We start from the raw sequence: 14376 nt of genomic DNA, 5'->3' as shown, positions 1-14376 counted from the left end.
ATGACAGCAGTAGGAGATAAAATCTCGCAAATTGTTGACGGGAAGCGTGTGATCGTGAAAAAACCAGAACTGCTTGCTCCAGCCGGTAATCTTGAAAAACTTAAGATTGCGGTCCAGTATGGTGCAGATGCCGTCTTTATTGGCGGGCAGGAGTATGGATTGCGCTCTAACGCAGATAATTTTACGTTTGAAGAAATGAAGGAAGGCGTAGAGTTCGCCAAGAAGTATGGAGCAAAAATTTATGTTACAACAAACATCTTTGCACATAATGAGAACATCGATGGTCTCGAAGACTATCTGTTGGGATTAAAGGGAGCTGGCGTTCATGGCATTATCGTAGCTGATCCTTTGATTATCGAAACTTGCCGCAGGGTTGCTCCTGAGATTGAAGTTCACTTGAGCACACAGCAATCCCTTTCAAACTGGAAGGCTGTTCAGTTTTGGAAGGAAGAAGGCCTTGAGCGTGTCGTTCTTGCGCGTGAGACAAGTGCTGATGAAATCAAGGAAATGAAGGAAAAAGTAGATATCGAAATTGAAACCTTCATCCATGGAGCAATGTGTATTGCATACTCAGGTCGCTGTACATTGAGCAATCATATGACAGCACGTGATTCTAACCGCGGCGGCTGCTGCCAGTCTTGCCGCTGGGACTATGACTTGTACACACTTGAAGGAAATGAAGAAAACGCCTTGTTTGCTGAAGGTGACTCTCCATTTGCGATGAGCCCAAAGGATCTTAAGCTGATCGAATCGATCCCACGCATGATCGAGCTTGGCATCGACAGCCTTAAAATCGAAGGCCGCATGAAGTCGATTCACTATATCGCAACGGTAGTCAGCGTATACCGCAAAGTGATTGATGCTTATTGCGCAGACCCTGAGAACTTTGTCATCAAGCAGGAATGGCTTGAAGAATTGGACAAATGTGCGAACCGTGAGACAGCAACTGCCTTCTTTGAGGGAGTTCCTGGGTATAAAGAGCAAATGTTTGGAAACCATAGCAAAAAGACAACTTTCGATTTTGCCGGGCTTGTGCTTGATTATAATGCTGAGACGCAAATGGTAACACTTCAGCAAAGAAACTACTTCAAGCCAGGTGACGAGGTTGAATTCTTTGGCCCAGAAATCGAGAACTTCACTCATGTCGTTGAGAAGATTTGGGATGAAGATGGCAATGAGCTGGATGTAGCCCGCCATCCTTTACAAATCGTCAAGTTCAAGATGGACAAGCCTGTCTACCCAAATAACATGATGCGGAAGGAGAAGTAAATAAATGGACCGCAAACCTGTTGTAATTGGCGTAGCCGGCGGCTCCGGCTCAGGAAAGACTAGTGTAACTAAAGCGATCTACGATAGCTTTAAAGGCCACTCAATCCTGATGATTGAACAAGACTACTATTATAAAGACCAAAGCCATCTGCCAATGGAAGAGCGTTTAAAGACAAATTATGACCATCCACTGGCATTTGACAATGACCTTTTGATAGAACATATCCAAAAGCTGCTTCGCTATGAAGCGATTGATAAGCCAGTTTATGATTATGCTGTCCATACAAGGTCCAGCGAGGTTGTCCATGTTGAACCAAAAGACGTGATCATTCTTGAAGGAATCCTGATCCTTGAAGATGAGAGACTGCGCAACTTGATGGATATCAAGCTCTATGTTGATACAGATGCAGATTTGAGGATCATCCGCAGGCTGCTTCGTGACATAAAGGAGCGTGGCCGTTCAATGGATTCTGTCATCGAACAGTACGTGAATGTTGTCAGGCCGATGCATAACCAGTTCATCGAGCCGACGAAGCGTTACGCAGATGTCATTATCCCCGAGGGCGGACATAACCATGTGGCAATTGACCTGATGGTAACAAAAATTCAAACAATTCTTGAACAAAAATCATTTTTGTGACACAATAGCATAGATAAAGTGGACATGGAAGTACTTGAAAAAAGTGCTTCCATTTTCCAAAGATAAGTAAATGGCCCAATTTGGACCTATTAAAAATGCGCGCCCTGTTAAAGGACGCGCTCCTGTATATTTTTCAGGTTACATAATATAATATTACACAATCTATTTTTTGGGGAATTGTGAAGACTAGAAGGAGTGAAGTATTTTGGCTACAGAAAAAGTTTTTCCTATGACACAGGCAGGAAAAGAAAAGCTGGAACAAGAATTGGAACAATTGAAAACGGTAAAACGTAAAGAAGTTGTTGAGAGAATCAAGATCGCGCGCAGCTTTGGCGACCTTTCAGAGAACTCTGAGTATGATTCAGCCAAAGAAGAGCAAGCCTTTGTCGAAGGCCGTATTACGACTCTTGAAAATATGATCCGCAATGCAAAGATCATCCAGGAAGATGAAGTAAGCACAGATGCAGTCAGCCTTGGCCGCACAGTGGCTTTTATCGAGCTTCCTGATGGCGATGAAGAATCCTATACAATCGTGGGAAGCGCTGAAGCTGACCCATTTGAAGGCAAGATCTCAAACGACTCTCCGATTGCCAAAAGCTTGATGGGCAAAAAAGTTGGAGATGAAGTGACTGTCCAGACTCCTGGCGGTGAAATGAACGTTCGTATCACGACAATTAAGTAAATACCTTATGTTTGAAATATCAGCACCTCGTCAACACTTTTGACGAGGTGTTTTTTATGCGTAAAAAAAGAATGGTAGCCTGGATCTCCATTTGTATTGCTGCCTTTGGTCTGCTGATGTTACGGCTGGCACAGATTCAGCTAATTGATACAGAGTCCTTTTCCAAGCATGAAATCAATTTAATTGAAGCAAGTGTCAAGCAAAGATCACAGGAAATGGTCGTGGACAATGGAAGGGGAAACTTCCTTGACAGATCTGGAGCCCCATTATCCTATGAAACTTCGTCTGTTCTGGTGCTGTTTCCATTCTTGAAAAAAATGGACTGGGATGCTGACAAGGTCGCAAGGACTATCGGTGTATCTGTATACGCATTGAAAAATGCAGTAGAAAAGTCCAAGGAACCATTCGCTTTTGGTGACCCGGATCCGATGATATTGACAAAGAGTGAAATGGACATTATAAACGAGATGGAAATCCCCGGGGTATTTGCTGTTGAGCGAAAGTATCCATTGTCGAAAGTACCAGCTGCCCAGCTTCTCGGTATTATTGGAGAGAATGAATCGCTTCTGAGATCAAGGTATGGGGAAAAAGATTTATTGCCAAGGACTTTGATCGGTATCTCAGGGCTGGAAAAAAGCTTTGACGAATTCCTGGTTGCTGAAGGGAAATCAAAGCTGGTTTATCATGTTGACGGAGCGGGGGCACCATTATTTGGGATCAATGTAAAATACATAGACCCCGCAAATCCATTTTATCCAATCAACCTGCAGACATCGATAGACAAAGAGCTGCAGATACTCCTGGAGAAAAAAGTTGACGAGCATAACATCAGCAGAGGGGGTGTTGTGCTGCTGGATATTGAAACGAACAGCATACTGGCAATGGTTTCAAGACCAGACATTAACCGTGTAAACCCTTTTAATGGAGAGGGAACAGAAAATATGATGCTCAAGCAGCATATACCTGGTTCTGTCTTTAAAACGGTGGTTGCCGCGGCAGCAATTGATAATGGGCTTGATGATCCAGCCAGGAAGTTCGATTGCAGCAAGACGATCAGCGGGGATCCAGATTTGAAATATGACCATGGAATGCTAAATTTCATGGATAGCTTTGCAGTGAGTTGCAACAGGACTTTTGGAGAGGTAGCCCGGGAACTGCAAGAGAAGGACCCAAATATACTCGAAAAATACGCGGAGATGCTTTCCATCACAGGCGGTGCAGGGTGGAAGGGCGACATTTTCCATCTGGAAGATTTCGAACAGCTACAGGATGAAGAAAAGGGACGGGTATTTTTATCAGATGAAGCGAGGAAGGATCGAAATTTTGCAGCTTTATCAGGTATAGGCCAGCATGAAGTGAGGGTGTCTCCTCTCGCTGTTGCGAACATGATGGCTACGATCGCCAGAGGTGGAGAAAAAGACATGGTGAGGGCCGTTTTCTCCATCCAATACCAAAATGGTGCCAAAATGACTGACTTCCCAAAACAGAAGCTGGAAGGGGAAAAAATCTCATCATTTACAGCTATGAAGCTACAAAAGCTCCTACGAGAGGTCGTTTTGAATGAAGAAGGGACGGGGAGATGGTTCAGGGACTTGCCATATACGGTGGCAGGAAAATCCGGGACTGCCGAAACCGGAATATACAAAGAAGACAAGCAATTACACAATAAATGGTTTGCTGGATATTTTCCTTTTGAAAAACCAAAGTATGCACTAGTGACTGTCAACTTAGGGGTTAAGGAGAATGAAGGCGGGGTGAATCCTCTTTTTGCGGATATAGTAAAAGAGGTCTATGAATTTAACCATGCAGATGGTCCTGAAAATAACTGAATCATGATTAGATGAATATAAAATCCTTCAAGTTTGACCCAAGTCATGGTAGAATGTTGACAACCTTATAAGGGAGGGAAAGATCTTGAAGCACGATTATGACAACCTAAATGAGGGGACACGTTCAGGAAAAAGATCCAAGCGCAGAAAAACGAACCTTATTTTAAATAGCTTGATTGTCGTCGTTATTTTGTTGATTGGAATTGTCTCTTTTAACATTTTTTTCAGCAATGATGAAGGGGCAGCCGACCAGAACGATGTTGCAGCCCCTTCAGACAAAGATGACAGCAAAGATACTGGCAAAAAGAATGACCTTAAAGATTCTGATAAAAATGAGGATAGTGCAACAGAAGATACCGAGTCCGAAGAAGCAGATGAGGAATCTGCAGAGGATGAGGAATTGGCTGAACCAATCGTGACAGAAGGCGGCAGTGATGCCAATGTCAAACAGACGATTGAGAATCCTGAATGGAAGCCGGTTGGAACAACCCAATCTGGAGAACATAATACAGTTTTTGACCAAAATGCCGTTGATTGGCAGGAAATGATTCTTGCCTATTCATATGCTACCGGGATTGATAAGAATAACATGACGGTTTGGTGGAATGAAAATGGCGGTGCACCTAATACCGCGGTAGGAACCATCTCTGAAAAGGGAAGTGACCAGACGTTTAGGGTATCGATTCAATGGGTGGACGGCGAGGGCTGGAAACCTGTTAAAGTAGAAGAATTGATCGCAAATGATAAGAGATAATGTGATTTATTGAGAGGGGCTCATTAAGATGGCCCCTTTATTTTTTTGCTTTGAAGTGGACAACAGCTGAATAGAACAGCCTTCCTTTATCATCTAGATGCATTTGATGTGATACATGATGGACAGTCAGCATGATCGCCTTATTAATTTCAATCTGTTTATTGATTTTTTGTTCCAAAGTTTTCAAATCGATAGCTTCAAAAAATTCAACCTTATCTTCAATTAAATCGAATTGGAAATTCATTAATAAGCTCCCTTTTTGCAATTTTGTTAAAATAGTCTTTATCGTGCTTTACAAATAAAAATAGCAAATTCCCTATAAAAATAAAACATTTTTTGATAAATTAAAACGATAGGCATATTTCAAGTGAATTGTAGTTAGTATAAATATGCTCAAGCGTTTTTACATAGGAGAGATTAATATGGCAAGAAAGTTATTATATAACGGCACCATCGTTACGAGTAACACAAATAATGAAGTGATCGAAAATGGTGCTATTGGCATTGAAGATGAAAAAATCATTTATGTGGGAGTGACACCTGAAGATTTTGCTTCTTACGATGAAAAAGTAGATTTAAAAGGCAATATTCTTCTTCCAGGCCTGGTCAATACGCATGGACATACACCCATGTCTTTGCTAAGAGGGTATGCAGATGATTTACATTTGCAAACATGGCTGGAAGAAAAAATTTGGCCGCTTGAAGCAAAATACACACCTGAGCATGCAAAATGGGGCGCCAAACTTTCTATCCTTGAAATGATCCGTACAGGCACAACGACTTTTGTTGATATGTATGACAATATGGATGAGATCGCAAAGGCGGTTGATGAAGCAGGAATACGTGGAGTACTGTGCCGCGGTGTGATTGGCTTTGGATCGGATGATCTTCGACAAAGCAAGCTAAAGGAAGCGGCGGACTTTGCGAAAAGCTGGAATAATGGCGCTGGTGGTCGTATTACGACTATGCTTTCACCGCATTCCCCTTATACTTGCTCACCAGAGTATATCTCACAAATCATTGATAAATCAGTCGAACTGAATGTACCTCTGCATACGCATATGTCTGAAACGAAATTTGAAGTAGAGAAGAATATCGAGGACTTTGGTGCAACACCAGTAGTACACCTGGACAACCTTGGTTTTTTTGACCGGCCCTCATTGGTGGCACATGCTGTCCATGTGAGCGACGAGGATATTGAAATCCTTGCAGAAAAAGATGTTAAAGTATCTCATAATGTGATCAGTAATCTCAAATTGGGCAGCGGAATTGCCCCGATTGGCAAGATGCTTGAAAAGGGAGTTACAGTCAGCCTTGGTACAGATAGCGTCGCTTCAAACAATAACCTGGATTTATTTGAAGAACTGAAAGCTGCAGCGACAATCCATAAAGGAGTAGCCAGGGACGCAACTGTAATAACTGCACAGCAAGCCTTAAGAATGGCGACCATCCAGGGAGCAGAATCTCTTTGGCTTGAAAAACGGACCGGATCGCTGGAAGTTGGCAAAGATGCAGATTTTATTGTCGTCAACGCCAATCAGTCATTCTTTTATCCTAAGCATAACCCAGTATCCCATCTTGTTTATTCCGGATCTGGACGGGATGTCAAGGATGTCTATGTCCAGGGAAAACAAATTCTAGATAATGGGCAGTTCAAAACGATTGATGAAGAAAAAGTACTTTTTGAAGCTAACAGAATGTCAAAACTACTTTCATAATTTTTTTACATAAAATGGGCGTTTTGAAAAAAGCATTGAAGGTACAGTCCTTGGAAAATAAATTTTCAATAAGAACATCGGAGGTCAGATTTATGAGCAGAATTGGTATTATAGGTGCAATGGATGAAGAAATTCAGCATATCCTCGACGCTATGAAAGACTATGAGGAAAAAAAGAAAGCAGGCATCACCTTTTATGTCGGCACTTTCAACGGGTATGACGTTGTGCTTTGTAAGTCAGGTGTAGGGAAAGTTAACGCAAGCGTATGTACTCAAATTTTGGTTGATGAATTCGCTGCGTCCAATATTGTTTTTACGGGTGTTGCCGGTGCTGTTAACCCCAACCTGAAAATAGGTGATATCGTCGTTTCAACTGATTGTGTACAGCACGATATGGACGTACGTGCATTAGGTTTCAAGCTAGGGGAAATCCCTTATACAGAAGTATCTACATTTAAAGCTGACGAGCGACTGGTGGATTTGGCGATCACGGCGAGCAAAGAAATTGTAGGTGACAAGAAAATCGTCAGCGGCAGAATTTTGTCAGGCGACCAATTCATCGCCGATCGAGATAAAGTGAAATTCCTTCATGAGGAGCTTAATGGTTATTGTACAGAAATGGAAGGGGCAGCCGTTGGACAGGTATGCAGCATGAACAACATTCCATTCGTGATCATTAGGTCCATGTCTGACCAGGCAGATGGCTCAGCAGACGTGAACTTCCTGGAATTCACGAAACTCGCCTCCAAGAACTCTTTTGAAATCGTCAATGAGATGATTAAAAACTGGAATCTTTAATTTATACTTTTTCTAGCGTGGAATTAATCCCACGCTATTTTTCTGGACAAAAAAGGTGATGGAGCGCAGGTTCGGACAAATTCCCGTTCGGAGTCGCTCGTTTTGGCCGAAGTAGCATCAGGTTCGGACAAAATCGCAGTTGAAGCCACTCGTTTTGTCTGAAGTAGCCCGAGGTTCGGACAAAATCGCAGTTGAAGCCGCTCGTTTTGTCCGAAGTAGTCCCGGGTTAGGACAGCATCGCAGGAAGGGCGGTTAATATTGTCAGAAGAAGCAACCTCGATCCATCCTAAAATCAGCATAACTTTAGATCATACATAAATTATAATCCTTATCCAAACTTTTTCCAGAACTTACATGCGTATAAGGTGTTTAAAAGATGTTACAGTAGGGTTGTGGTTAAGTCTGAAAGTGAAGGTGATAGATTTGGACGCTAAACAACTCTATGATAAAATGGTTGATTTTAAACAATTTGCAACTGTACTTCTTGCTGTAGGAGTATTCTTTTACCTCGGTACGATCATTCCGTCTGAAACGAAAGTGATGACAGATATATATATTGCAACAGGTGCATCTGTTGGTTTCCTTGCTGGTTCGGTGTCATTCTTTTCAATCGCTAAGAAATTCCGTAGCCAGCTGATTGAAACTGAAGAAGGCCAGGAATTATTGATGAAGAAATAAACGTCCGTTCAGGGCGTTATTTTTTTTGTTGAATTTTGGCGAATACTTTTATGGAAAAATCGGCCAAAAAAGGTTTACAAAACAAATCAAAGTGGATATACTTACCAATGGAAGCGAAATAATTCAAAAGGAGGTCGAGTGAAATGATCATGATTGGATACTGGAATAACGCACAAACTTCATATCGTAATACGCATTCGACCGGATCGGAATGGATTATTTAAGCTGTTTTTAAACTAATACATCCAAGGCCGCAGGGAGAATCGTGCCCCTGTGGCTTTTTTATGCCCATTTTGCCGCAGGGGGAGGAATCCTTGCGGCTTTTTGGGGTGGAATAAAAAAGGAGGTGAACCGATAATGACCTTAAATATCTTGTTTTTTACAATTACAATCAACAAACGCCAAATGTCTTTAGAAGAAATTCGCCATAACGAAATGGTAGAAAAAATGGTTGAAGATAACAAAACCCGTCAAACAATGCTGCGCCCGTTTTAATTCATTTGAATAAAAAACTTTAGAAAGGTGGAAAGAAAATGATTTATCTAATTCAAAGAAGACTGGCAAGCTTATGGGTGGAGAAGGACACCACCTAACGACGGAGTCGGGAGGAAATTTGCATGTCACTGCATGTATTGCTGTTAACCCTCATTTTCAAGAAAAAGAAATCCCATCGTTAACAAAATGTTCACAACCCTACCCTTTTAGCACCGTATTTATATGGTAAATTTGGGTTAATCAATGGTTCTTCGTTAAAGGGGTGAGGGGCATGTTCTTGATTGTCATGGGATTGGTGATCTGTGGCGCTGTCGGTTTGGTAGTTGCTGCGGAAGTAAGCGTAGAGTAGAGTTCAAGAGAGATCAATCATACGCGATTGATCTCTCTTTTCCTTAAAAATAATAACCTAGACTAATAAGAAAACCCGGGCATGCCCCGGGTTTTTACGTTACTGTAAAAAAAGTAATTTACCCACTTGGAAAATTGTCCAGCTCCAGCGCCTAACTCCTCGAGACGCTTCGGTCCTGCCAATGAAGTCAAAGAACGACTTCACTGTCAGGCCCTCCAGCGCTTGTCGGAGTTGGGCAGTCGCCTCCGCTTTTCGATTTGTCTAGTGTCGCCTCCTAGAAACTCCGAAACTTCAACTCCGCCGGCAGAAGCAAAAAGCGCTTCTTTGTCGGAGTCTCCAGTTTCTCCAGTTTCTGCGTTTCTGGGCAGTCGGCTATACTTTTCGATTTCGGTTCGCTCAGGTGAAGTCAAAGAACGACTTCACCGGTCGGTCCTCCAGCGCTTGTCGGGGCTGACCAAGGCGCTTGCGCTTTTCGGTTATTGCCCTTTATTCTTTTTCTTTTCCTTTTCGGCACGATAAAACTCATGAAACATTTTCATCAACGCCCTCTTCTCGATTCTGGAAACATAACTTCTCGAGATTCCAAGTTCTTTGGCAATTTCCCGCTGCGTTTTTTCCTTCTTTAAATCAAGGCCAAAGCGGCCAACAATGACCTCTTTTTCACGCTCATCGAGGACATCGATATATTCTTTTACTTTTTCAAGCTCCATATTGAGCTGGATGGTATCAATGACATCTTCTGATTCAGACTTCAGGACATCAATCAGCGAAATTTCATTTCCTTCTTTGTCCTGGCCGATAGGGTCATGCAATGAAACATCCTTTTTAGTTTTCTTCAATGCGCGCAAATGCATAAGTATCTCGTTCTCAATGCAGCGAGCAGCGTATGTGGCCAGTTTGGTTCCTTTGCCTTCCGAATAGCTTTCGATTGCCTTGATCAGGCCAATTGTTCCGATAGAAATCAAATCCTCCGAATCCTCGCCGGTGTTTTCGAACTTTTTCACGATATGTGCGACAAGTCTCAGGTTGTGCTCAATCAGCATGTTTCTTGCGTGTGGGTCGCCATTTGCCATCAACCTTAAATACTTCCGCTCATCAGCTGCAGATAACGGTTGAGGAAATGCATTGTTTTTAACATACGAAACAAGAAGAATCACTTCTTTAACTAAGTACCCGAGTGCAGTTAGTATGCCCGACATGTTTCCACCCCCGCTTTTTTAGGCTTTCGCCTATAATAAATTCCTATGTCTTAAAGGGGTGGATTGTGTCTGTCCAATTAAATATTTTGTTTTGGGAATTTAATCCAGAATAATCATTTGAAAAATCAATAGTTAATTCTGTGAACACCTTGTTTTGTCACTATTTAGACTAAGAACGTTCACATAAAAGAAACAGACATAGACATAGGGGTATAGGTATAATTCAAGTGTAAGGTAAATCATTCGAATTTATTAGGAGGAAATAAATTATGGAACAGCAAGCACCATCTTTAGCGGTCATTTTATTATCGGAAGATCTTGAAAAGCTGCATGCAGGAGCACTTGTAGGGTCAGTTGCATCAATGTCAGGCATGACTGTGAATGTATTCGTCACAATGAACGCATTGAAATCTTTCCGCAAAGACAGCTTTGAAACTACTGATTTCATCACTGGAACTATTGGCAAGGAAATGCTGGCTAAGAAGATCCCATTGTTCGATTCACTTTTACAGGAAGGTAAAGATATGGGAGAGCTTAATATTTACGGATGCGCACTAGCGATGGACATCATGGATTGGCAAGAAGAAGACATGATTGATGTATTTGATGGAGTAATCGGGGTTACAAAATTCCTTGGTATGACTCAAGGTGCAACAGTTATTACAATGTAAGCTGCAGAAGCAGGAAAAAGTGATATGGCGTGCAGGCCTTTCAAACTTTTTCCCCTTCATGCAAAAATAAAAAATCTTTTCTCATTTTAACACAAAATTTAACTATATAGGAGGAAAAAATCATGAGTGAAGTACAAGTAACTAAATCAATCGATGCAAGAGGAGCATATTGCCCTGGACCGCTAATGGAATTGGTAAAAGGAATCAAGACAGCACAAGTTGGCGATGTCGTGGAAGTCCTTTCTACTGATAAAGGTTCAGCAGTCGATATCCCTGAATGGGTAAACAAAATGGGCCACGAAATTGCCTACCTCGAAAATGAAGGCGATGAATTCAAGATCGCGGTTAAAAAGGTAAAGTAAGTGATTGCTGTTTGTTCAGATAACAGCCTTCATCAAAGAATCCAATAAAGAGGTGTGGACCAAATGACAAAGAAAATTGTTATTCTTGGTGCCGGCAGCGCGGGAACAATGGTCGCAAACAGATTAGCCCGCCAGCTTGGGGAAGAAATCAAGAAGCGTGAAGTCGAAGTCACTTTGATTTCCAATACAGAAAAGCATATCTACCAGCCAGGGTACTTATTCATCGCTTTCAATGAAAAGCCATCTGAGCACTTCATCAGAAAGCAGGAAACTCTTGTTCATCGACATGTAAACCTTGTATATGATGATGTCGAAAAAATCGATGTCGAGAAGAAAATGGTCAAAGGAAAGAAGCAGTATCAATATGACTATCTTGTCATTGCAACTGGATCACACCCTGACCTCGACAGTGTACCTGGTTTAAGAGAAGGAGCGCACAATTTCTATACACTTGATGGTGCAGAACGCCTGCGCGATGATCTTGCAGCGATGGAAAAAGGAAGAATCCTGATCACGATCGATGTGCCGCATAAATGTCCTGCAGCTCCGCTAGAGCTAGCTCTAATGCTTGATGACTATTACCGCAAGAATGGCAGACGCAAGGATATCGAAATCAAATACGCTTATCCTATCGGACGTATCCATTCATTGGTTCCGGTTGCAGAATGGGGACTTCCGCAGTTTGAAAAGCGCGATATCAAATACGAAACATTCTTCAATCTTGAAGAAGTGGATCCAAAGCGCAAGGTGGCCATCACAATGGATGGATCGGAACACGAATATGACATGCTGATTACGATCCCAGCCCATACTGGCGCTAAAGCAGTGATGGATTCTGGTATTGGAGATGAGTCCGGCTTCATTCCAACAAATCGTACAACATTGAAAATGATTGGCCAGGATGATGTGTACGTAATTGGTGACGCTACGAACCTTCCAATCAGCAAAGCTGGTTCAACTGCACACTACCAATCTGAATCACTTGTTGCCAATATCATCAGCAGATTGACTGGGCGCCCGGAAACAGCTGTATACAATGGCAAGGTAGCTTGCTTCCTTGAAAACAGCCTTGAAGATGCGAGTATGATTACATTTGACTACAACAACCCGCCACAGCCAGCAGAAACTTCAGACCTGCTGCATTGGTTCAAAGCAGTATACAATGAGCTTTACTGGTTAAATGCCAAAGGGATTTTATAGAAGGGGTGGTTGAGATGGCTACAGAGACACCTCAAGCTCAAGAAAAAGAACAACATAAACTCGTCGGCTTCACCGATGCAGCCATGAATGCGGTAACCGGTGAAATGGTCTCGACGATTGCCGAAACAGGCGTAAAGATGGTCGAGATGGCCGATGATTTGCTTCAGCCTGAAACGCTTTCCTTATTAAAAGCCCTTCCTGAGGTGGCTGAGAACCTCGAGCGTACTTTAATGGAAGTAAAACGCATGGAAGAAACCGGTGTTCTTAAATCACTTTTGCAGCTCGCTGATATGGCTGCAGCCATGAAGGGGGCTATGACAGGGCCTATGGTTACCGACATGGCTGAAAAGGCTATTAAAGGTGTAGAACTTGCAGATTCCTTCGTTCAGCTTGGTGCCATTGATCTGGTGGACGGTATGCTTACTGCGTTCCATAATGCTCAAGAGGAAACAAAGGATAAAGAACCGTTATCATCTATGCAGCTGATGAAGGCTGTCACGCAGAGAGAAACAAGGGAAGGCATGACATTAATGATCTCCTTCCTGCAAAACCTGCCGAAACAATTGAATAAATAAAAGGAGAGGGGACTATCCCTCTCCTTTTATTGATTATTTATGCAGAATATCATTCTTCATGCCTGTCAGTTTCTCCAGTACTTCATTGATGTCTTCTTCCGATACATTGAATTCCCTTAGGCTAGCAGCAAGGTGATTGGCGATGGCGCCAAAGTGCTCATCATTCAGGTTCATGCCTTTATGCGCGAGCTCCATGCTTCTTCCGGAATATTGGTTTGGTCCGCCCAATGCCCAGCTGATAAACAAGGATTGATGCCTGCGCTGTTTTTCCATGTCCGTTTCCTCGAAAAACTTATTGACTGTTTCATCTGCTAGAACCTTTTTGTAAAAAACATCAACTACTTTTGAAATGGCGTCTTTTCCACCTAGACGGTCGTATAAAGTTTCCATTCTATATTCCTCCTATCTAGTTAACGTAACTATTATTTCTCTTATCCAAAGGATTATGAATGAAACCTTATCGAGCAAAAACAAGAATTTAATCAATCCATTTATAGCCCACGCCCCAAACAGTAGACAAATAATCGTCCACCGCAAAACCGGATTTACGAAGTTTATCCCTAAGGTTCCTTACATGTGAATCAATCGTACGGTCTTCTGTATCGACACCGTATCCCCATATGGTTGAAATTAAGTGTTCCCTTGTGAAAACCTTATTAATGTTTTGCAAAAACAGGCTGAGCAGGGCAAACTCCTTAGGTGTGAGGGGAATCAAAATGCCATTATACTGTACATCATAGGAATCCGTGTTAAGCTTCAAGCCATTAAAATCGAGAAGGTGACTTTTGACAGATTGTCTCCGAAGCACTGCTTCGATTCTAGCAATTAATTCACCCTCATCAAAAGGCTTGGTTATATAGTCATCAGCTCCAATTTTTAAGCCTCTGACAACGTCTGGCTTCTCACTCCTGGCAGTAAGCATGATGACGGGAATATCCCAATGCCTGCGAATTTCACTGCATGTCTCCCAGCCATCCAGCTCGGGCATCATGACATCAAGCAGCACGAGATCAGCATGGTTATCCTCCAGGAAGCTGATGGCCTCATTGCCGGAAGTTCTTTTAATGCATTTATATCCTGCTGGTGTTAAATAAAGCGCAAGCAAATCAAGCATACGCGTTTCATCATCTACTAACAAAATCGTGGCCATATAAAAAC

The 14376-nt window shown here is 42.3% G+C and carries 18 protein-coding genes; 13 read left to right on the top strand and 5 right to left on the bottom strand.

Annotation, left to right across the window (positions count from 1 at the left end):
• The 5 genes from CD004_RS16050 to CD004_RS16030 all read left to right on the top strand — a co-directional run bounded on the left by CD004_RS16050 (position 1) and on the right by CD004_RS16030 (position 5174).
• Complete coding sequence (locus CD004_RS16050; RefSeq protein ID WP_102263679.1) at positions 1–1269, top strand: peptidase U32 family protein; 1269 nt, start codon at positions 1–3, stop codon at positions 1267–1269.
• Between the two features lie 4 nt (positions 1270–1273).
• Positions 1274–1909, top strand: coding sequence for a uridine kinase (udk, locus tag CD004_RS16045; RefSeq protein ID WP_102263678.1), 636 nt, complete (start codon positions 1274–1276; stop codon positions 1907–1909).
• A 205-nt stretch (positions 1910–2114) separates the two neighbouring features.
• Positions 2115–2591 carry a transcription elongation factor GreA gene (gene greA / locus CD004_RS16040; protein ID WP_102263677.1) on the top strand — a complete coding sequence of 159 codons (477 nt, stop codon included), beginning with the start codon at positions 2115–2117 and terminating at the stop codon, positions 2589–2591.
• Positions 2592–2647: 56 nt separating this feature from the next.
• On the top strand, positions 2648–4420 hold the full coding sequence (locus tag CD004_RS16035) for a peptidoglycan D,D-transpeptidase FtsI family protein (RefSeq protein WP_102263676.1): 1773 nt from the start codon (positions 2648–2650) through the stop codon (positions 4418–4420).
• An 85-nt stretch (positions 4421–4505) separates the two neighbouring features.
• The gene (locus CD004_RS16030) at positions 4506–5174 is read left to right on the top strand and encodes a DUF1510 family protein (RefSeq protein WP_102263675.1); all 669 of its coding nucleotides are present in this window, start codon (positions 4506–4508) and stop codon (positions 5172–5174) included.
• A gap of 37 nt (positions 5175–5211) precedes the next feature.
• Here the strand turns inward: CD004_RS16030 and CD004_RS16025 are convergent, their stop codons facing one another.
• Positions 5212–5418 carry a YrzA family protein gene (locus CD004_RS16025; RefSeq protein WP_102263674.1) on the bottom strand — a complete coding sequence of 69 codons (207 nt, stop codon included), beginning with the start codon at positions 5416–5418 and terminating at the stop codon, positions 5212–5214.
• Positions 5419–5596: 178 nt separating this feature from the next.
• Between CD004_RS16025 and CD004_RS16020 the strand changes: the two genes are divergently transcribed.
• The 4 genes from CD004_RS16020 (at position 5597) to CD004_RS16005 (ending at position 8862) form a co-directional block, all read left to right on the top strand.
• Positions 5597–6892, top strand: coding sequence for an amidohydrolase family protein (locus CD004_RS16020; protein WP_102263673.1), 1296 nt, complete (start codon positions 5597–5599; stop codon positions 6890–6892).
• Positions 6893–6984: 92 nt separating this feature from the next.
• Positions 6985–7689 (top strand): 5'-methylthioadenosine/adenosylhomocysteine nucleosidase, encoded by a 705-nt coding sequence (locus CD004_RS16015; protein WP_102263672.1) that lies wholly within the window; start codon positions 6985–6987, stop codon positions 7687–7689.
• A 414-nt stretch (positions 7690–8103) separates the two neighbouring features.
• The gene (locus tag CD004_RS16010; protein WP_226677711.1) at positions 8104–8367 is read left to right on the top strand and encodes a YrhC family protein; all 264 of its coding nucleotides are present in this window, start codon (positions 8104–8106) and stop codon (positions 8365–8367) included.
• Positions 8368–8724: 357 nt separating this feature from the next.
• Positions 8725–8862, top strand: a complete 138-nt coding sequence (locus CD004_RS16005; protein WP_102263671.1) for a YrzI family small protein — start codon at positions 8725–8727, stop codon at positions 8860–8862.
• A gap of 555 nt (positions 8863–9417) precedes the next feature.
• On the opposite strand, the gene CD004_RS16000 is transcribed toward CD004_RS16005, so the two are convergent.
• Positions 9418–9621, bottom strand: a complete 204-nt coding sequence (locus CD004_RS16000; protein ID WP_102263670.1) for a hypothetical protein — start codon at positions 9619–9621, stop codon at positions 9418–9420.
• A gap of 66 nt (positions 9622–9687) precedes the next feature.
• Complete coding sequence (gene sigK / locus CD004_RS15995) at positions 9688–10410, bottom strand: RNA polymerase sporulation sigma factor SigK (protein WP_023627218.1); 723 nt, start codon at positions 10408–10410, stop codon at positions 9688–9690.
• 269 nt (positions 10411–10679) lie between these two features.
• Here sigK and CD004_RS15990 point away from each other — a divergent pair, with 269 nt between their 5' ends.
• The 4 genes from CD004_RS15990 to CD004_RS15975 all read left to right on the top strand — a co-directional run bounded on the left by CD004_RS15990 (position 10680) and on the right by CD004_RS15975 (position 13218).
• Complete coding sequence (locus CD004_RS15990) at positions 10680–11081, top strand: DsrE/DsrF/DrsH-like family protein (RefSeq protein WP_041965171.1); 402 nt, start codon at positions 10680–10682, stop codon at positions 11079–11081.
• A 122-nt stretch (positions 11082–11203) separates the two neighbouring features.
• A complete protein-coding gene (locus CD004_RS15985; RefSeq protein ID WP_023627220.1) occupies positions 11204–11443 on the top strand; it encodes a sulfurtransferase TusA family protein in 240 nt (79 codons plus the stop codon).
• A 63-nt stretch (positions 11444–11506) separates the two neighbouring features.
• Positions 11507–12643, top strand: a complete 1137-nt coding sequence (locus CD004_RS15980; protein WP_102263669.1) for an NAD(P)/FAD-dependent oxidoreductase — start codon at positions 11507–11509, stop codon at positions 12641–12643.
• Between the two features lie 14 nt (positions 12644–12657).
• Positions 12658–13218, top strand: a complete 561-nt coding sequence (locus CD004_RS15975; protein ID WP_102263668.1) for a helical membrane plugin domain-containing protein — start codon at positions 12658–12660, stop codon at positions 13216–13218.
• Positions 13219–13251: 33 nt separating this feature from the next.
• On the opposite strand, the gene CD004_RS15970 is transcribed toward CD004_RS15975, so the two are convergent.
• Positions 13252–13608 (bottom strand): group I truncated hemoglobin, encoded by a 357-nt coding sequence (locus CD004_RS15970; protein WP_102263667.1) that lies wholly within the window; start codon positions 13606–13608, stop codon positions 13252–13254.
• An 88-nt stretch (positions 13609–13696) separates the two neighbouring features.
• Positions 13697–14368 (bottom strand): response regulator transcription factor, encoded by a 672-nt coding sequence (locus tag CD004_RS15965; RefSeq protein ID WP_102263666.1) that lies wholly within the window; start codon positions 14366–14368, stop codon positions 13697–13699.
• Positions 14369–14376 lie beyond the last annotated feature (8 nt).

Origin of the sequence: Mesobacillus jeotgali, from assembly GCF_002874535.1 — a bacterium.
Lineage (GTDB): Bacteria > Bacillota > Bacilli > Bacillales > Cytobacillaceae > Mesobacillus > Mesobacillus jeotgali.
Note: the sequence above shows the minus strand (reverse complement) of the source record. Positions and strands in the feature narration are given on the sequence as shown.